Annotated in this window: 18 protein-coding genes and 1 pseudogene; 3 read left to right on the top strand and 16 right to left on the bottom strand. The window is 61.3% G+C overall.

Annotated features, from left to right (window positions below):
- Window positions 1-19: 19 nt before the first annotated feature.
- The 5 genes and pseudogenes from IPI01_18950 to IPI01_18930 all read right to left on the bottom strand — a co-directional run bounded on the left by IPI01_18950 (window position 20) and on the right by IPI01_18930 (window position 6,248).
- On the bottom strand, window positions 20-1,315 hold the full coding sequence (locus IPI01_18950) for a DUF512 domain-containing protein (GenBank protein MBK7259837.1): 1,296 nt from the start codon (window positions 1,313-1,315) through the stop codon (window positions 20-22).
- The gene (gene mtaB, locus IPI01_18945) at window positions 1,312-2,622 is read right to left on the bottom strand and encodes a tRNA (N(6)-L-threonylcarbamoyladenosine(37)-C(2))-methylthiotransferase MtaB (GenBank protein ID MBK7259836.1); all 1,311 of its coding nucleotides are present in this window, start codon (window positions 2,620-2,622) and stop codon (window positions 1,312-1,314) included. Before mtaB ends, IPI01_18950 begins: the two co-directional genes overlap by 4 nt.
- Window positions 2,623-2,783: 161 nt before the next feature.
- Window positions 2,784-4,529 (bottom strand): 30S ribosomal protein S1, encoded by a 1,746-nt coding sequence (rpsA, locus tag IPI01_18940; protein ID MBK7259835.1) that lies wholly within the window; start codon window positions 4,527-4,529, stop codon window positions 2,784-2,786.
- Window positions 4,530-4,679: 150 nt separating this feature from the next.
- Window positions 4,680-5,559, bottom strand: a pseudogene (locus IPI01_18935) (4-hydroxy-3-methylbut-2-enyl diphosphate reductase).
- Window positions 5,556-6,248, bottom strand: coding sequence for a (d)CMP kinase (locus IPI01_18930; GenBank protein ID MBK7259834.1), 693 nt, complete (start codon window positions 6,246-6,248; stop codon window positions 5,556-5,558). Before IPI01_18930 ends, IPI01_18935 begins: the two are co-directional and overlap by 4 nt.
- Window positions 6,249-6,344: 96 nt before the next feature.
- On the opposite strand from IPI01_18930, the gene IPI01_18925 reads away from it, so the two are divergent.
- The gene (locus IPI01_18925) at window positions 6,345-6,923 is read left to right on the top strand and encodes an RNA methyltransferase (GenBank protein MBK7259833.1); all 579 of its coding nucleotides are present in this window, start codon (window positions 6,345-6,347) and stop codon (window positions 6,921-6,923) included.
- Here the strand turns inward: IPI01_18925 and IPI01_18920 are convergent.
- The 7 genes from IPI01_18920 to der form a co-directional block, all read right to left on the bottom strand.
- A complete protein-coding gene (locus IPI01_18920; protein ID MBK7259832.1) occupies window positions 6,895-7,587 on the bottom strand; it encodes an ATP-binding protein in 693 nt (230 codons plus the stop codon). The two genes, IPI01_18925 and IPI01_18920, sit on opposite strands and share 29 nt — an antisense overlap.
- Complete coding sequence (gene mtgA, locus IPI01_18915) at window positions 7,565-8,500, bottom strand: monofunctional biosynthetic peptidoglycan transglycosylase (protein MBK7259831.1); 936 nt, start codon at window positions 8,498-8,500, stop codon at window positions 7,565-7,567. Before mtgA ends, IPI01_18920 begins: the two co-directional genes overlap by 23 nt.
- Window positions 8,501-8,538: 38 nt before the next feature.
- A complete protein-coding gene (ruvX, locus tag IPI01_18910) occupies window positions 8,539-8,976 on the bottom strand; it encodes a Holliday junction resolvase RuvX (GenBank protein MBK7259830.1) in 438 nt (145 codons plus the stop codon).
- 5 nt (window positions 8,977-8,981) lie between these two features.
- Window positions 8,982-11,168 carry a bifunctional (p)ppGpp synthetase/guanosine-3',5'-bis(diphosphate) 3'-pyrophosphohydrolase gene (locus IPI01_18905; protein ID MBK7259829.1) on the bottom strand — a complete coding sequence of 729 codons (2,187 nt, stop codon included), beginning with the start codon at window positions 11,166-11,168 and terminating at the stop codon, window positions 8,982-8,984.
- A gap of 176 nt (window positions 11,169-11,344) precedes the next feature.
- On the bottom strand, window positions 11,345-11,971 hold the full coding sequence (upp, locus tag IPI01_18900) for a uracil phosphoribosyltransferase (protein ID MBK7259828.1): 627 nt from the start codon (window positions 11,969-11,971) through the stop codon (window positions 11,345-11,347).
- Entirely contained in the window at window positions 11,968-13,347 is a 1,380-nt protein-coding gene (locus IPI01_18895) for an FAD-dependent oxidoreductase (protein MBK7259827.1), read from the bottom strand. The genes upp and IPI01_18895 overlap by 4 nt, the downstream gene beginning before the upstream one ends.
- Window positions 13,344-14,660, bottom strand: a complete 1,317-nt coding sequence (der, locus tag IPI01_18890) for a ribosome biogenesis GTPase Der (GenBank protein ID MBK7259826.1) — start codon at window positions 14,658-14,660, stop codon at window positions 13,344-13,346. Before der ends, IPI01_18895 begins: the two co-directional genes overlap by 4 nt.
- Before the next feature lie 31 nt (window positions 14,661-14,691).
- Between der and IPI01_18885 the strand changes: the two genes are divergently transcribed.
- Complete coding sequence (locus tag IPI01_18885) at window positions 14,692-15,306, top strand: threonylcarbamoyl-AMP synthase (protein MBK7259825.1); 615 nt, start codon at window positions 14,692-14,694, stop codon at window positions 15,304-15,306.
- A 29-nt stretch (window positions 15,307-15,335) separates the two neighbouring features.
- Here the strand turns inward: IPI01_18885 and IPI01_18880 are convergent, their stop codons facing one another.
- Together IPI01_18880 and IPI01_18875 are read right to left on the bottom strand one after the other, a co-directional pair.
- Complete coding sequence (locus tag IPI01_18880; protein ID MBK7259824.1) at window positions 15,336-16,271, bottom strand: hypothetical protein; 936 nt, start codon at window positions 16,269-16,271, stop codon at window positions 15,336-15,338.
- Between the two features lie 159 nt (window positions 16,272-16,430).
- Window positions 16,431-16,625 carry a hypothetical protein gene (locus IPI01_18875; GenBank protein MBK7259823.1) on the bottom strand — a complete coding sequence of 65 codons (195 nt, stop codon included), beginning with the start codon at window positions 16,623-16,625 and terminating at the stop codon, window positions 16,431-16,433.
- A gap of 487 nt (window positions 16,626-17,112) precedes the next feature.
- Here IPI01_18875 and IPI01_18870 point away from each other — a divergent pair, with 487 nt between their 5' ends.
- Window positions 17,113-17,616 carry a deacylase gene (locus tag IPI01_18870; protein MBK7259822.1) on the top strand — a complete coding sequence of 168 codons (504 nt, stop codon included), beginning with the start codon at window positions 17,113-17,115 and terminating at the stop codon, window positions 17,614-17,616.
- Here IPI01_18870 and IPI01_18865 read toward each other — a convergent pair.
- Window positions 17,608-18,093, bottom strand: a complete 486-nt coding sequence (locus tag IPI01_18865) for an RES domain-containing protein (protein ID MBK7259821.1) — start codon at window positions 18,091-18,093, stop codon at window positions 17,608-17,610. The genes IPI01_18870 and IPI01_18865 overlap by 9 nt on opposite strands.
- On the bottom strand, window positions 18,090-18,509 hold the full coding sequence (locus tag IPI01_18860; protein ID MBK7259820.1) for a DUF2384 domain-containing protein: 420 nt from the start codon (window positions 18,507-18,509) through the stop codon (window positions 18,090-18,092). Before IPI01_18860 ends, IPI01_18865 begins: the two co-directional genes overlap by 4 nt.
- Window positions 18,510-18,563: the final 54 nt, after the last annotated feature.

Raw genomic sequence — 18,563 nt, 5'->3', positions numbered from 1 at the left:
GTACCAAAGCCCGCGGGCGTCAGCTCCTGCTGTTCTGAGAGAGTGACCGCATCACGCTGCCCCACCTGCCGTCGAAGACGTGGACCGGGGCGTTGAGCGATCGTTCAAGCTGCGGAACGGACATATCATCGAGGAACAACCCGTCCGCATTGAGAATGTCCGGAGGAAGAAGGACCAGGTGCCCGGCTCCCTTCCTCCGTACAGCAGAATATACACATTTCCCCGAGAGAAGTCCAGATACGGTCACGCTCTTCCCATACAGGGTGTTCCTTGCAACGACCAGTTCCACCTTCAGGTTCTTCACCTTTTTCAACGCCGGGACGACCTCTTCTTCCATGAACCCTGCAGCCAGCCGGCCCGTCACCAACGTCAGTGTCCGCCGTTTCGGCAACGCCGCGGGAAGCCGCCGGGCCGCGGCATGAAACTTCGTCAGGAACGTGCGGGTCATCCCCACGCCGTTCTCGTACTGCGGGAAGCCGTCGTACGCCTTCGCCGCCGGCAACGGCCGTCCGGCAACGATGTAGAATTCATCCGAGGCGTAGAGAAATCCGCGGCCGCACGCCTTCCGGAACCGCGCCTGCCAGGCTTCGATGCTGTCGAGCAGCTTCCGCGCATACGGCCTGTCCACGCGCCTGAGTTCCGTCAACCCGAACCGGTGGTCGGTGAGGCCCACGGGCACCACGGCGAGCGACACGATATGCTCATGGTACTGCCACAGATCCTCCACGGTCTTTTCCAGCACCGCGCCATCATTGATCCCCGGACAGAGCACGATCTGCGTGTGCATGGCGATGCCATTGTCATGCAGCACCCCGATCTTCTCAAGGATGTGGTCGTCCTTCTTGAGCCCCATGAGGCGGATGCGCGTCGGAAGGTCGGTGGCATGCACGGAGATGTACTGCGGCGAGAGGCGCTGCGTGATGATGCGCCGCAGGATCGCCGGCCCGGCGTTGGTCATGGTGGTGTAGTTGCCATACATGAACGAGAGCCGGTAGTCGCCGTCGCGGAAGTACAACTGGTTCCGCAACCCCTTCGGGTTCTGGTCCACGAAACAGAAGATGCAGTCGTTCCCGCACGAGAGGATCTTCATCTCTTCGAATTCGAGCCCCAACGCCTCCCCGTCATCCTTCTCGATGTCGAAGAGCAGCACCTCCCCATCGCGGGCGACCTTCAGTTCGAGGGCCTCATCACCCTCGTAGAAGCGCACGTCGAGATTGTCCTGTACGCGCTGGCCATTGATCTCCAGCAGCTCGTCGCCCGGAAGGATGCCCGCTTCGCCTGCGATACTGCCTTCCTGTGTCCCGATGATCTTCATTGCTGCCTTCCTTCACCGGCCACGATCCCGGTGCAATGGTCTCCCGTCATTCCTGTAACGCGTATCCGCACGAGTTGGTTCTCCTGCGCGGCGTCCGCGGGGAACCCGACGCGGAGAAACGACCCGGTGAATCCTGAACGCACCCCATCGTGCACGGTACTCTCGGCGAGCACCTCGAGGGTCTGCCCCACATGTCGTTCCGCAAAGAGCATCCGCTTCCGGTCGCCGAGGATCCGGAGACTTTCATTGCGCTGCGCGCGCACAGCAGGCGCAACACGGTCGGGGATCTCCGCCGCCGGCGTGTTCGGCCGTTCCGAATAGGTGAAGACGTGCAGGTACGACACCGGAAGGTCGGCGAGCAGCCGGTGCGTCTCTCCAAACTCTGCATCCGTCTCACCGGGGAACCCGGTGATCACATCCACACCGATCCCGGCATCGGGGAACCGCTCCCGGACGCGGCGCACAAGTCCGGCGTACATCTCCGCGGCATATCTCCGGCGCATCCTCCGCAACACGGTATCGCTCCCGCTCTGCAGCGGGATGTGGAAATGGCGGCACACCTGCGGGTGGTCCGCTACAAACGACAGAATGTCGTCGGTGAGAAGGTTGGGTTCGATGGAGCTGATGCGTATCCGGTGCAGCCCCTCCACCGTCACCAGTTCCTGCAGCAAGGCCAGCAGGCTCGATCCGATCTTCCGTCCGTAGTCGCCGACGTTCACGCCGGTGAGCACGATCTCTTTGTATCCCTGATCGACAAGGGTGTGTGCCTGCGTGACGCATGCGTCCACGTCCTGGCTCCGGCTCGCGCCGCGCGCCAGCGGGATGGTGCAATACGAACATGTGTAATCGCAGCCGTCCTGCACCTTGAGGAACGCTCGCGTGCGGTCGGCGGCGGGGCCGGACATCGCCGCACCGAAATCATTGTCTTCCCTCACATCGGAGACATGCAGTTGCGGCGCTGCCTGCTTTTCCATCGCATGCACATGATCGAAGATCGACGACTTCTCACGCGTGCCGAGCACATAATCCACCCCGTCGATCGATGCGATCTCTTCGGGTGCGAGCTGCGCGTAGCAGCCCGTGACCACCACGACGGCGCCGGGGGAGCGGCGGAGTGCGCGACGGATGAGCTGCCGGCATTCACGGTCGGCCCGTTCGGTGACGCTGCAGGTGTTCAGGACATAGACGTCCGCGGCCTCGCTGAACGACACGACGTCGAAGCCGCGGTCGAGGAACTGACCGCCGAGCGTCGAGGTCTCTGCGAAGTTGAGTTTACAGCCGAGGGTATGGAGTGCGACTCTGGCCATGGTATCAAAAGAAAGGGGTTGATGGCGTGATACAGCCTTCAACCCCAGTTCACAACTTCTGTGTTCCTTGTTCTACGGTCGCTCCCGCGACAGGCACGCAGGCGCAGGGATGGGGTTCCATCACCTGCGCCGTGGCGCCGTAACGAGAGACCTCAGATGGATCAGTTACCCTGCGGGATCGACGTATCGCCCGTCGGGGTCTGGCCCGTGATCGTAGCCAGGTCGGCGACGGTGTGCGTCGGCAGCTTGTGGGCCGCCATGTAATCCGTCACCACCTTGCCTTCCTTGCCCTTCAGGAATTCGGCGGCCGACAGGACGATCTTCTTGGAGTCCTTGTCGAATTCGACGACCTTCAGGGGAAGCGCATCACCGACCTTGAACTTATCGGCGATGTTCTTGATCTGGCCCAACGCAAGCTGCGAGATCGGCACGAAGCCGTCGACGCCCAGGGGCAGTTCGACGATGACGCCCTTCTCGATGATCCGGACGATCTTCCCTTCCACTTCGGTCCCGACCTTGTAGTTGTCGCCGAAACGGTCCCAGGGATTGTCCTCGATCTGCTTGTGGCCGAGCGAGATGCGGCGCTGGTCGACGTCCACACCGAGGATGATGACCTCGATCTCGTCGCCCTTCTTCACGATCTCGCCCGGATGGCGGACCTTCTTCGTCCACGACAGGTCGGAGATGTGCACGAGGCCATCCACGCCCTGCTCGAGTTCCACGAACACGCCGAAGTTCGTCAGGTTGCGCACGATGCCCTTGTGGCGCGAACCCACCGGATACTTCTGCATGAGCGTGAGCCACGGATCCGGCTCGAGCTGCTTGATGCCGAGCGACAGCTTCTTGGCGTCCTTGTCGAGGCTGAGGATGACCGCATCGACCATCTGGCCCATCGACACGACCTGCGACGGATGCTTGATGTGCTGCGTCCAGCTCATTTCGGAGATGTGGATCAGGCCTTCGATGCCCTTCTCGATCTCCACGAATGCACCGTAGTCGGCGAGTGACACGACCTTGCCGGTGACCTTCGTCCCGACCGGGTACTTGTCCTGGATATTCTCCCACGGATGGGGCTGGAGCTGCTTGTAGCCCAGGGAGATGCGTTTCTTTTCCTGATCGAAGTCGAGCACCACGACGTTGATCGTCTGGTCGAGCTTGACGATCTCCGACGGATGATTGATACGGCCCCAGGAGAGGTCCGTAATGTGCACGAGGCCGTCCACGCCGCCGAGGTCGACGAACACGCCGAAATCGGTGATGGCCTTGACGGACCCTTCGAGGATCTGGCCCTTCTCGAGGCTTTCGATGATCGCCTTGCGCTGGCCGGCCATCTCTTCCTCAACGAGGACCTTGTGGCTGACGACGACGTTCTCGGACGGGTGATTGATCTTCACCACGCGGAAGTCCATGGTCTTGCCAATGTAGACATCGAAGTCGCGTACCGGGCGAACGTCGATCTGCGAGCCCGGCAGGAATGCGTCGATGCTCATCAGATCCACCACGATACCACCCTTGATGCGCCGCACGCAGCGGCCCTGCAGCACTTCGCCGGTGTCGAATGCCTTCGTGACCCGTTCCCACACGCGCATGAAGTCGGCGCGTTTGCGTGAGAGGACAAGCTGCCCTTCCTTGTTCTCAACGCTTTCCAGGAATACTTCGATCTCTTCTCCGACCTTGAGCTCGTCAGGGCGGGAGAATTCTGCAAGGGGAACGACGCCTTCCGACTTGAACCCGATGTCGACCGACACTTCGTTATCGCCGATCGTTACGATCCGGCCTTTGATGATCTCCCCTTCATTGATCTTGCCGAGCGTTCCCTCGTACAACTTGAGCATCTCGTCGTACTGGGCCTCGCTATAGTCACGCTCATCCAAAGATGTCTGCGCGCCTTTTGTGAATCCTGCCATTCATCCTCCTATTGTGCGACATACTGTCCCGTATGGAGGCGGGACGTTCCTGCTGTGGTTGCCCGGGCCGTCGTCATCAGGTCGGCCCTGCATTGCCCCGCAGCAGGAAGAGCATTGAGTTAGTGGTTATTGGTTTAATGATGACGTTCGTTACCGCTCAATTCCTTCGATGGCGTCCTTGACCCTGCTCATCAGCCAGTGCGGCGTCGATGTTGCACCGCTGATCCCGACCGTGGCCACGCCGCGGAACCAGGACGCCTGCAGCTCCCCCGCCTGTTCGATGAAATACGAGCGCGGGTTCGCTTCTCTGCAAATATCGTACAGCACCTTGCCGTTCGACGAGTCGCGCCCCGCCACAAAGATCATGACGTCCTGCGACGCGGCGAACTCCCTCAGTTTCTTGTCGCGCCCCGACACCTGGCCGCAGATGGTGTCCTTCGCGTGGAAATCGATCGCCGACTCTTCGAACGTGCCGACGACGAATTCCTGGATTCCTCTTCTTCAGGACACCGGCGATCTCATAGAACGTCGCCTTGTCCATGGTGGTCTGCGAGAAGAGCACCGTTTTCTTCCCGGCATCCACCTTTTCCGCTTCGGCCACCGACTTCACGACGATGGCTTCATTGTTCGTATGGCCCAGCAACCCGATCACTTCAGCGTGGTCCTTCTTGCCGAAGATCACGATCTGATAGCCATTGTCATGGAACTTGCGGATCCGCTCCTGCACTTTCGTCACCACCGGACAGGTGGCATCGATGAGCGTCACGCCCTGCTTCTTCGCCTCGCGGTACGTCGACGGCGGTTCGCCGTGCGCCCGGATCAATACTTTCTTGCCCGCCAACGAGGCGAGGTCGGCATGCGTGATCGTCGCAAGGCCCTTTTCCCGCAGCCGCTCGATCTCCATCGGATTGTGGATCACCGGCCCGAGCGAGTACAGCGCATCACCGGCCTTCATCTCTTCTTCTGCGATATCGATCGTGCGGACGACACCCCAACAGAATCCCGCACTGCCGTCGATCGTCACCTTCATCGTCCCTCTCCTCCGCCCCTGCGGGCTTCCACCGTCTTCACCACGAACGCAACCTGCTCCTCGATCGACATGTCCGAGGTATCGATATCGATGGCATCATCCGCACGACGCAGCGGCGACTCGGCCCGCGATGCATCACGTGCATCCCTCTCGGCGATCTCGGTTTCGAGAACATCGAGAGCGATGTGTTCACCGCGCACGGCGAGTTCTTCCTGCCTGCGCTGTGCCCGCGCGTTGATGCCTGCCACCATGAAGAACTTGAGGTCGGCATCGGGAAAGACCACCGTCCCGATGTCACGCCCTTCCAGCACGATCCCGCCATCCTTGCCCATCAGACGCTGCTCGCGCACCATCGCTTCGCGCACGAGGCGCTGACTGCTCACCGCGCTCACGGCACGGGTCACGGCAGGCGTCCGGATGGCTTCCGAAACGTCCTCACCATCGAGCAGGATGCGCAGACCCTGCGACGACTGTATCAACTGCACATGCGTCCCGGGCAGCAACTCCGCAATGGAGGAAGCATCCTCCGGCACGATGCCCGCGCGCAGGACCTTGAGGGTCACCGCACGGTACATCGCCCCCGTGTCCACATGTATGTACCCCAGCCGACCGGCGGCCAATCGTGCCGTCGTGCTCTTCCCGGAAGCGGCAGGGCCATCTATTGCGATTACCAACCGGCGTTCAGTCACTTGATCGATTTCTCGTGAGAAAAGAATATACGAAAATAGGATCCAAGCGGCAACTTCTTTGAAATCCTCGGTGGAAAGCCGTATCTTGACCCACCTATGCAGCCTCCCCTGAAAAAGCTCAGTCACGACCAGATCTCCGCCCACCGGCTCGCCGGCGATGAGATCCAGCGTGCTCCCAGGTTCCCCATCTACGTGCTCCTGGATAACATCCGGAGCATGTACAACGTCGGTTCCATATTCCGGACCTCGGACGGCGCCAGGGTGAAGGAGGTCATTCTGACGGGTTTTACACCCTACCCTCCCCGGAAGGAGATCAGTAAGACGGCTCTGGGGGCTACCGACACGGTTCCCTGGTCCTACGCGAAGGACCCTCTGGAAGCCATCGCAAGGTTGAAGGGAGAAGGAGTGAGGATCTGTCTCGTGGAACAGACTGATGGAAGCCGCCCGCACACCTCGGTACAACCCGAGGAATTCCCACTTTGTTTGTTGATAGGCAACGAGTTAACCGGAATATCTCCAGCACTGGTCGAGGCCGCCGACATGGCGATCGAGATTCCCATGTTCGGCGCCAAGCAGTCCCTGAACGTCGCCGTTGCGTACGGGATCGCGGTGTTCGAAATGGTCCGGGTTCTCCAACAGACACCCCCTACTTCGTCACATCGTACGCCAGGGTGAAGAAATCCGTCTTCTCCAGGGTATGGATCCTGACCACCCCGGCCCGGACCAACCCCACCAGGATCCTGGAAGCCCGGTGCTGGGAGATATTCACAAGCTTTAAGAACTCCTTTGACGTGATCCGCTCGTTCTCGTCCAGGTACTTGAACAGCCTCTTTTCGTTCTCCCCTATCTCGATCTTGATGGCGGGAGCATCCGGCCGCTCATTCTTGAGGATCTTCACCACTTCCTTACTGGCCATCACCGTCTTATCGTTGACCCGGATATAGACCCTGGTTCCCTCGCCATTCGGGAAGCCATTGGCCTCCCCGGCATAGTAGTGCGGTTTCTGGTCGCTCTCCGCAATGGTTGCCACCACCACATCCAGGCCGCTGAAGGCCACGATATCGATCCCCGGTTCGATCTCCGGCACACAAAAATGCAGTCCCGCCTCGCGGATGAGGTCCACCTCACTCTTCTCGCTCTCCACACCGACGATCGAACCGTCGTCGTCCACCCCGAACAGGATATGCCCTCCCCGGGTATTCGCGAAGGCGATCAGGGCGCGGGCGATCTTCTCGGGAGTGGAGAACTTACGCTTGAACTCCACCTCGAACCCCTCGCCTTCCTCGATCAGCGCGTTCACATCCTTGTAGTCCATCTCACATGCCCTGGTCTGTTCCACTGGTATCCGGTGGCGCCTCCGGCTCCTCGATCGGGGCCGGAGGCGCGGACGGTTCCGCTCCCGGAGCCGGAGAAGCGCCGGTATCGCGATCCGGGAGTACCTGTTCGGCCGGGAGTGCCGGCTCCTCCTCCTGTTCAAGGACAGGGACCTGTCGGCGGGCCGTGAGGCGCCCGAGGACGATCGCTTTTCTGCGCAGAACGTACCGCGAGTCGGTGTCCGGACGGTGACGGAGCGGACTCGGGATGACCGCGGCGAGGCGTGCAGCCTCATCCAGCGTGAGCGCGGACGCGGATTTTCCGAAGTAGGTGCGCGCCGCGGCCTCGATCCCGAAGACACCGCGCCCCCATTCGATCAGGTTCACATACAGTTCCAGGATACGCCGCTTCTCCAGCGTCCGTTCCATCATGACGGTGATGATCACCTCGCGCAGTTTCCGGAGCGGGTCCTTCGACGTGGAGAGGAAGAGGTTCTTCGCGAGCTGCTGGGTGATCGTGCTCGCTCCACGTGCCGCTCTCCCCTCTTCCAGGTTCTTCTCCAGCGACTCCTGGATCTCGAACCAGTCGATACCCCCGTGCTCATAGAATGTCCCATCTTCGGCAACGACGATGCAGTCCAGGACATACTTCGGGATCTTCCCGATGGGGATCCACGTCCGGGTGATCTTCAACGGCCTGCCATCATCCTCTGCCTCCGCAAGCCGTTGCCGCATCAACGCGGTCTCGTCGGGGTTCGTATTGCCCAACGAGAGAACCCCGAAGTACGGGATGCTGAGGATGACATAGACGACGAATGCCGCAATGAGGAGCAGAAGGGTCTTGAACTTGTGCGTGCGCACCCACCCCCATGCCGCCTTCAGAAATGCGGCCGGCCGTGACGACTGCGGTGCGGGAGTTTCGGTCTCAGGTAGTGACAACGGTGTTCCAGAATGTAGTGATCGATCGGCTGGTGCGGTCACCCCTGACGCGCGGGCTGCGCATCAAGGAACTGCTGAAGCAGGATCCGGGCCGCCATGGTGTCCACCGCCGCACGGTCGCGCCGTTGCTTCTTCTTCATCCCCCCATCGCGGAAGGCCTGATGCGCTTCCACGCTGGTGTAACTCTCGTCCCATGTGGTCAACGGCACCTGCACCACCCCCCGCAGGCGCTCCATGAACGCCTCCACTTCGCGTGCCTTTGCGCCCTTGCCGCCGTCGGGCGCATAGGGCATGCCGACAACGATGAGCACGACCATCTCATCCTGCACGTGCTTCGCGATGGCCGTCAGCAGGCCGGCATCGTTGGCCCATGTACCCACACCGCTCGCGAGGATACGCAGGGGGTCGCTCATGGCAACACCGACACGCTTCGCCCCGTAGTCCAGCGCCAGCACCCGCCCCGGTTCTCCGGCCATCCCGGCTACTCCTCGAACCGATCGATGGTCCTCACCCCCGGCACCTTCCTGAGCTTCTCAATGATGCGCATGAGATGGTCCGTATTTTCGACATTGAGGATGAACGCGCCCTGGAACAGCCCATCCGCCGTCTCGATATTGACGCTCCGGATGTTCGTGTTCTTGTAGGTGGAGATCGCATGGGTCAGGTCGTTCAACATCGCAGGCCTGTCGTCGCCGGACACCCGCACGCCAGCCACGAACAACACGGTATTGTCTCCGGGCCATTGCACATCCACGATCCGGTTGCTGTGCGCATTGATCATCGAACGCACATTGTGGCACGACTTCCGGTGGATCTTGATCCCCTCACCGGTGGTCACAAAGCCCACGACCTCGTCGCCCGGGATCGGCTGGCAGCACTTCGCGTAGTTGTGCATGAAATTGTCGCGCGTGCCGTCGAGCACGATGCCCCCGCTCCCGCCACGGGCGGTGGTGATGAACCGGTTGAACAGCCCGTCGATCCGCGCCTCTTCCACTCCGGTCGGCTGCGGGTGCTTCTGCTCGTCCTGATACAGCGCGATCACCTCGTCCGGGTCGATCTTTCCCTCGTGGATCCCGAGGTAGAACGCGGAGGTGTTCTCCATCTTCTTCTCGCGCACGAACCGCAGGAGGTCATCGTCATTGATCGCGACCTTCGCCCGCTTCAGCCGCCGCTCCCACGTCTCCTTCCCCTCATCCATCGCCTTGCGCTGTTCATCCTTGATCCACCGGCGGATGTGCGCCTTCGCCTTGTGCGTCACGACCGACTGTTCCCAGTCGGGGTTCGGCGTCTGGTTCTTCGATGTCAGGATCTCGACCTGGTCCCCGCTCTTGAGGTGCGTATCGAGCGGTACGATCCGGCCATTCACCTTCGCGGCGATACAGTGGTCACCGACCTTGGAATGGATCTCATAGGCAAAATCGATCGGGGTCGACCCGCTGGGCAGGATCCGCAGATCGCCTTTCGGCGTGAAGACGTAGATCTCGTCCTGATACAGGTTGAGCTTGAAGCTCTCCATCAACTGCTGCGTGGGGACCGTTCCCTCGGCGGCGTTCTCGAAGATCTCGCGCACCCAGCTCACCCAGTTCGCGATCTCGGGGTCCACATTCCCCGGGTGTTCCTTGTACATCCAGTGCGCCGCGACGCCCTTCTCCGCCACTTCGTGCATCTTCAGGGTGCGGATCTGGACCTCGACCATCTTGCCTTCCGGCCCGACCACGGTGGTATGGATGGACTGGTAGCCGTTCTTCTTCGGTACCGAGATGTAGTTCTTGAACCGTTCGGGGTTGGGAATATAGATATCGGCCACCGTACCATACACCGCAAAACAATCGTTGGGCTCCGCGGTGTCCAGGATGATGCGGACCGCGAAGAGGTCGTACACCTCTTCCAGCGGCTTGTTCCGCTTCATCATCTTGTTATAGATGCTGAAGATATGCTTCGGTCGCCCGCTGATCTCGAACTTGAACCCCTCATCTTTGAGGCGCTTCTCGATCGGCTGGGAGAATTTCCGGATGTAGTGCTCGCGCTCCCTGCGCCGCGACTTCAGGTCGCGGGCGATCTGGTCGTACGCTTCGCGGTGGAGATGCTTGAACGACAGGTCCTCGAGTTCCCACTTGATGTTCGCGAGGCCGAACCGATGGGCGAAGGGGGCGTAGATATCAAGGGTCTCTTTGGCGAGCCGCCGCTGCTTTTCGACCGGCAGATATTCCAGGGTCCGCATATTGTGCAGGCGGTCCGCGAACTTCACGAGCATGACGCGGATGTCGTTGACCATGGAGAGCAACATCTTCCGGTAGCTCTCCGCCTGGGTCACATCGTGGCTCTTGAAGATGTCGGAGATCTTCGTCGCGCCGTCCACAATGTCCGCCACCGTGCCGCCGAACTCCTCGCGGATGTCGGCAACGGTGTATTCGGTATCTTCGGCCACGTCATGGAGAAGCGCCGCGGCGACGGAGACGTCATCGAGCGGGATCTCTTTGGCAACGATCTTGGCGACGGCGAAGGGGTGGTCGAAGAAGGGCTCGCCCGAGGCGCGGATATCATGGCGATGGGCATTGAAGCCGAAGTCGAACGCCCGCCGGATCAGGTTCTCATCAAGCCGCGGCAGGGTCTTCTGGCACAACGCCAGCAGGTCATCGAGCTTCTTTTTGTACTTGGGGTTGTTCATGGCTCCTGGCCCGGTTCGCCCATCCGCGGACACACGGGGGTTCTATCTTCAAGAACAGCCCGCCCGGAACGGAAGTTCAGGCGGAGCGTACCTTCAAAAATATAGGATGCCGGTGTGCGAGAGTCAAGGAAGATACACGGGAACAGGGCCGGGGGCCGGATGCCCCCGGAGTGGTGTCATTCCGTGCCGAACAGCCGGTCGCCCGCGTCACCGAGTCCGGGCAGGATATACCCCCGGTCGTTCAGCTTGCGGTCGAGGACCGCGGCATACATCGAAACATCGGGATGGTTGGCGGCCACGCGCTTCACCCCGACCGGTGCGGCGACGAGGGCGGCGAAGCGGATCCGCCGTGCACCACGGCGTTTCAGGAACGTGATGGCCGCCGATGCGCTCCCCCCCGTTGCCAGCATGGGATCCAGGAGGATGACGAGGCTTTTCGCAAGCCCTTGAGGGAATTTGGAGTAGTAATCCACCGGCTCGAGCGTCCGCTCGTTCCGGTAGAGCCCGACATGCCCCACACGCGCCTCCGGCAACACGTCCAGGAACCCGTCAATGAGCCCCAGTCCGGCACGCAGGACGGGTACGATCACGATATCGTCGGCCAGCACATAGCCGGTCGTCTCTTCCAGAGGAGTGCGGACTCTGGTCTTCCGGACGCGGAGGTCATGCGTGACGGTGAAGGCCATGATCGAGGAGATGCGCCTGAGGGTGGTACGGAACGTATGGTTCGACGCTGTTGCATCCCGGAGGATCGCAACGTCGCGCTTGATGAGCGGATGATCGATGATGGTAAGGTTGGTCATGAGCGTCCTGAGGATTGGAGCTCCCGGGAGAGAGCATTGGCAGCAACAAGCAACGGGTCCCACAGCGGACTGAACGTCGGGGCGTACGCAAGGTCGGTCTCGCGGAACGCATCCACGGTCAATTTCTGGTGCAAAGCAACGGCAAGAGCGTGGCTCCGGTGGACGGCGCCTTCTTTCCCGTAGAGCGTCCCGCCCAGCAAGCGGCCGGATGAACGATCGGCGATCAACGTCACGGTGAGTTTCGATGCACCCGGCATCATACCAACGCGCGACGGCGTGGTCACCGTCTGCGCAACAGGCATGAATCCCGCGCCCTTCGCTTCGTCCTCCGTCAGGCCGATGCGCACGGCCTCATGGTCGAATACCTTGACCGCCGTCGCGCGGAGTGCGCCGGCGAACTTTGCCCGCCCTCCCGCTGCATTCGTTCCCGCCACCCACCCTGCCCGGCTTGCGATCGTGGCAAGCGGAACGTAACACCATCCGTTCGTCACGACATTGCGGACCTCGCAGCAGTCGCCCGCTGCATAGATATTGTGCGCCGATGTTTTCTGCCACTGATCGGCGAGGATGCCGCCGTACCTGCCGATGGTGATCCCCGCGTGCCGGGCCAGGCCGACGTTCGGGACGACCCCTGTTGCGACAACCACCACCTCAGCGGGATACGTACCATGCGGCGTGAGCACATGGGTCACGCGCTTCCCATCCTGCGACCCCAATGCGACGGGCGATTCGTTCCCGCAGAACCGCACGCCATGTTTCACGAGGACATCGCGCATGGCAGCGCGGGCTTGCGGTGCCATCCCGGCAAGCGGCAGTTCCCCGCGCTCGAGGAGGGTCACATCGATCTGCCGTTCACGGAGAGCCTCGGCCATCTCGACGCCGACAAATCCTGCGCCGATGATCACTGCCGTGCGCGGCCGCGCGCCGTCCACGAAGTGACGGAGCTGGTGTGCGCTGTCGAGCGAGCGGATGTGGAAGACATTCGCGCCATCTTCACCCTCGAGCCCCAGCCGCCGTGGCGTTGCACCGGTTGCCAGGATCAACCGGTCGTAACCGATCTCCACGGCCTTCCCCGCGTTGATATCGCGCACCATGAGGCGGCGGTTGCCGGTCCGGATCTCCTCGACGCGGTGATGCAGGAGGACGTCAACGCCCTTCTCGCGCTTCAGGCTTTCCGCGGTATGGACGACAAGGTCTTCCGCACGCACGATGCCACCGACGTAGTACGGCAGCTCGCAGATCCCGTAGGAGATCGTGTCCGACTGCTCCAGCAGGACCACGCGGGCATCCGGGTCCGTGCGCGCGGCTTTGCTTGCCGCACTCGGACCTGCCGCGAGTCCCCCGACCACGACGATCGTGCGTTGCGGGAGGGTCATTTCTTCTTCAGAGAGATCACGAGAGGTACGCCGGTGAAGCCAAATTGCTCGCGCAGCCGGTTCTCGAGGAAGCGGATGTAGGAATCCTCGATCAGCTGCGGTTCGTTGGCGAAGAACGCGAACACGGGAGGTTCGGACTTCACCTGGGTGATGAACTTGATCTTGATCTCTTTCCCGGACCTGCTGCGCGGCGGGTGTGCCGTCACTTCCGGGAGCAGCCGGTCGTTGAGCTGGCTCGTGGAGATGCGTTTCTGTGCTTCCGCACGCACTTCCTTCGCCATCTCGATCAGTTTATAGATGCGCTGCTTGGAGAGTGCGGAGACGAACATGATCGGGAGGAAATCATAGATGCGGAGGCGTTCGCGGATCGCCTTTTCGTAGGCTGCCGCGGTGCGGTCGTCCTTCTCCACGAGGTCCCACTTGTTCACCGCGATGATCGCCGGCGTCCGCTTCTCCATCGCCGTTTCGATGATCCGCAGGTCCTGATGTTCGACACCATCCTGTGCATCCACCAGGATGATGGCCACGTCGCACCGTTCGATGGCTTTGATCGTGCGGAGTGCGCTGTACAGTTCAACGGACTCCTTGACCTTGCTCTTCCGGCGGAGGCCGGCGGTATCGATGAGGACGATCTCTTCCCCGTAGTGCTTCAGGATGGCATCGATCGGGTCCCGGGTGGTCCCCGGGATGTCCGTTACGATGTGGCGTTCTTCCTGCAGCAGGGCATTCACGAGCGACGACTTGCCCGCGTTCGGTTTGCCGATGACGGCGATCTTCAGTCGCGTATCGCCGTCGGTGCCATCGCTGGTGGGCATGTCCTTCGTAATGAGGTCGAGGAGATCGCCGATCTTGCGCCCGATCAGAGCGGAAATGGGGATGGGATCGCCGAGGCCCAGTTCATAGAACTCCGAGGCGCCGTATTCCTTCTTGTCGCCGTCACTCTTGTTCGCGATGAGCATGACCTGCTTGTCCGTCTTCCGCAGGATCTCCGCGATCTCGCGTTCGGCGGGGACAACGCCGGCCTCGGCATCGACAATGAACAGGATCAGGTTTGCCTGTTCGATCGCGAGCTGTGCTTGTTCGCGGATGGCCGACTCCATCGTGTCGACGGAATCGGGGACGAAGCCTCCGGTATCCACCAGGGTGAAATGTTTCCCGGCCCACTCGGTATCGCTGTAGTGCCGGTCGCGCGTCACGCCCGGCTGATCGTCAACGATCGCATGACGGCGCCCGAGGAGACGATTGAACAGGGTCGACTTCCCCACATTCGGGCGGCCGACCAATGTAACGAGCCATCTTGCTTCAGTTGCCATTCTTCACTATTCTTGTTACTTTTTTCGAATCATGATACTCACCGTCCACACGAACAATCCGGAGCCGCGTGCGATACGCAAAGCGGCCGAGATCCTCACTGCTGGCGGTATCGTGGTCTATCCTACAGATACCGTCTACGGACTGGGGTGCAGCGTGTTGAATAAGTCCGCGATCGAGCGCATCTACCTGATCAAGAAACAGCGCACGGACAGGCCGTTCAGCTTCGTCTGTTCCGACCTCACGCACATCAGCGAGTATGCGACGGTGGACAACGCGGCCTTCAAGATCATGAAGCATCTGATCCCGGGGCCCTACACGTTCATCCTGCCGGCGGCACGGATGAAGAACCTCCCCAAACTCCTTCTTTCGAAACGGAAGACCGTCGGGATCCGCGTCCCGGACAGTCCCACCACACTCGGTATCGTGCGCGAACTCGGCCATCCGATCCTCAGCACCAGTGCCACCGGTGAAGGCGGGACGGTGCTGCGCGACTCGGCAGAGCTGATCGCAACGTATCGCAACAGTGTGGAATTGATCCTCGATGCCGGACCGCTCGTTGCCGAGCAATCCACGGTGTTGGATCTGACGGGAGATGCACCTGTGATCATCCGCCAGGGATCGGGAGACACCGGTTTCCTGCAGTAGGGCCGGCGTCTCCAGCTCCCCTGCGGTGGTTATTCCGCCGGTTGGCGGACGATGTCGCCGGTCTTGATGCCCGTACCCGACACGACGCTCGCCTTTGCCGCTTTGCCATTCAGCATCTGTCCGGTCACCTTGATCCGCGCCACCTTCGTCTCTTCGCTGCCCATGGAAAGCCCGGTATCGGGATCCTTGATCTCCTCGCCTGCCTGGAACACGTCAAACTCATCGCCGACGTTCACATTCCCTTCCGACCCCGGCTTGATCAGGACCGTTCCGTCCGGATTCGCCTTGATGACGCGGCCGGACCACGGGATCGACGCCATGTTCTCGATGATCAGTTCGACGCAACCGTTGATGGCTTCGCGGGCGGCCTTGCCGAGGTCCGTATCGTCCCAGGCATTCATATCGCTGAAGTTGATGTCCTCATACCGGCCATGGAACCCGATCGAACTCTCCGTCCCTTCTTCCGATTCCGCCGCCATGATCTCGCCGGTCGTGGTGTTCACCAGGCGGATATCCACCACGGCGCGCGCGCCCTTGGAGGAGATGCCGACGCCGAAGAGCGAAGCACCGCCGCCGATGTCGGACTTCTTGGTCCCGAGTTCCGAGACGCTGCCGACAACGATCAGATCCACCCCAAGCACCTTGCCCATGGCAGGAGCAGTCTCGGCCGTGATGACGCCCGATGCTCCGAGTCGCTGTTCTTCCAGAACCTTGTCGAGGTCTTTGCGCTCGATCACGATGAACTTGCCGGACTTCACCAGGGCGGTCGCGAGCATGTCAGAGATGCCTGTGCCGCATCCGTGATAGTGCGCGCCATCGTCGAAACGGGACACGGCGATGCGCTTCTTGGGCTGTGCGAAGGCACTAGCGAGGCCGAGAGCAAGACACAGGATGGAGATTCCGAGAATGCGCAACACCTTCATGGGGAGCCCTTTCGAAGTGAGGACGTGGATGGATACAGGCATGATAAAAGGTACCAAACGGAAGGCGGTAAAGCAAACGCAATGCCGCGCCTCCGCCGGGGAGCCGGGCGGCTGGAAACGGTCTGCGGTATCGTGATGCTTCAGCTTCCTGCCGTCGATCCCCTGGTACGGGCGGCAGGAAAGGAGTGCAACTCAGGTCAACTAATTGGCGGATGGGGTCCGGGGTGCTGCGGCATGGGCCAGATTCTGCTCCGGATGGATCTCCGGGCTGCATTCAACATTGCGAACGACATCGGTGACGAGCAGCCGGACGCGTTCGATATCTGTCGAGATCGCCTCGATCTCCTTCTGGATCGCCTGACGGCGCTCTTCCCTGCTTTGTATCTTTGTCCTCATGAACCAACCTCCTCACATGATACAGTGAACACGTCGCCACGGGCAGGCGACAACTTTGGCTGTGTGTGCATTGACGGCGGAAGATCTCTTCCGCCAGGGCATGTACGAAGATGTGGTGAAGCCGGAACATCCGTCGGGACTGCGTGCTGACCTTATCGCGAGCGGAACGTCTGGAGGTCGGGCCACGCTGGAAGCAGTTCAAGGGTACAAAGGCGGGGGGAGGAAGTCAAGTTAAATCTCTCGGGATGGGCAAAACGTGCCATTTCCAGCACATATTCGCCATTTTCAAGATCGGGTGCGGGGATCATCCTGCGTCAGTCATACCCCCTTGCCATTTGCGCTTGTCATCGGGCGTTCGTACTTTCTTCCGCGATCCCTCCCGGGGCAGCGCCCCGAGTCGTTCATTGCGTCGTGCCATACCGTCCGACCCCCCTTTCGGAGCCGGCCATGTTGAGCGGATTCCCCTCACCATCACATGGAGGCAGCGATGATACAGAAGCGACTCACCGAATTCCTGGACAGCCACCACATCAAGTACGTCCATATCCATCACTCGCCGGCGTTCACTGCACGCGAGGTGGCAGTATCGGCCCACCTGCCGTTCCGGGAAGTGGCCAAGACCGTGGTGCTGGCAACGCACGGGGTGTACTTCCTCGCGGTCCTTCCCGCGAGCGAGATGATCGACCTTCCGTTGCTGCGTGAGCTCATCGAGCAGCCGGATCTCCGGCTGGCGAGTGAATCGGAGCTCAATGCGCTCTTCCCCGAGTGCGAGGTGGGAGCCATGCCGCCCTTCGGCAACCTGTTCAGCATGGACGTCATCGTATCGCCACCACTCACGGAGGATGAAGAGATCGCCTTCAACGCCGGCTCACACCGCGACATGGTGCGAATGGCGTATCCCGACTATGAGCGGCTGGTCGATCCGAAGGTCCTCCCCTTCTCAACGCCCCGTCAGGCCAGGGAGAACCTGTTCTCCAAAGGGTTAAGCTGAGGCTGCTCCGGTGTTCTTCCAGAGCCGCGGATCGAAGGTGAATGCTTCGGGCGGATCGATGGTGATCCGTTTGAAGTCGGGGTGAGCGGGGTTCAGTATGAGGTTGGACTCGCGCGGAATGACCACGGAGGGCACACGGAAGCACGCGCTCCGGCCTGAGTCGACCCATCGCGTGCCAAGGTCCATGCTCTCGGGAAGGGGTGGTTCGGACCGCCAGCGGCGCGGAAGCGCGCGTGGGGCCACGTGTTCTACGTTGACGGCGTCGGGGATGGTGATGCGGAAGGCAACGAACCGGATCGCGACGGCGGCATGGCCGAGGTGCACGAAGGTCTCGAGCGCAGCAAGCGCAAGACTCTCCGATGCATACACAACCCTCGTCCCGGGATGGTTCCAGCGCCCCCCGACGATGCGCGCACCTTCTCCGGAGAATGCCCCGGCCTGGTGGCGAGCCTTGACCAGCCGCCACGCGATGGTCATGCGAGCACTCCGAGGTCGATGCGGCGGAGCAGATCCTCCACTTCACGCGCACCCGCTTCCGTTGCGAGCACCTCCAGCGGAATACGGTGGTTCAGCCCGATCTGCGGGGTGTGCAGCCATTCCCGTGCGCGGTCAGCATCTTCCAGGACATCCAGGGCGAGCGTGAAGGTCCGCGCCAGCCGGTACAGGCGGTCACCCACCGGAAGCGGGAGCCGGCGTTTGCTCTTCCGGAGCCGCGTCATGGTCCGTGAACTCAGCCCGAGCGTCGCCGAGAGCTGCCGGTCGGGGATGCCAAGGGCTTTCTTGATCCGGTCGATCACCCCGGCGGACAACCCCTCTTCGATCTGCTCCCCGACATGCAGTCCGGACACCACACCGCCGCTGAGGCTCAGCAGGGCTTTCAGGTCGTTTTCCAAGTCCACCTCCATATAGTCAATTGTCTGAATCAATATAGACAATTGACGCATAAC

The sequence above is a fragment of the Ignavibacteriota bacterium genome (assembly GCA_016707525.1).
In the GTDB taxonomy this organism is placed as follows: Bacteria; Bacteroidota; Ignavibacteria; order UBA10030; family UBA6906; genus JAGDMK01.
Note: the sequence above shows the minus strand (reverse complement) of the source record. Positions and strands in the feature narration are given on the sequence as shown.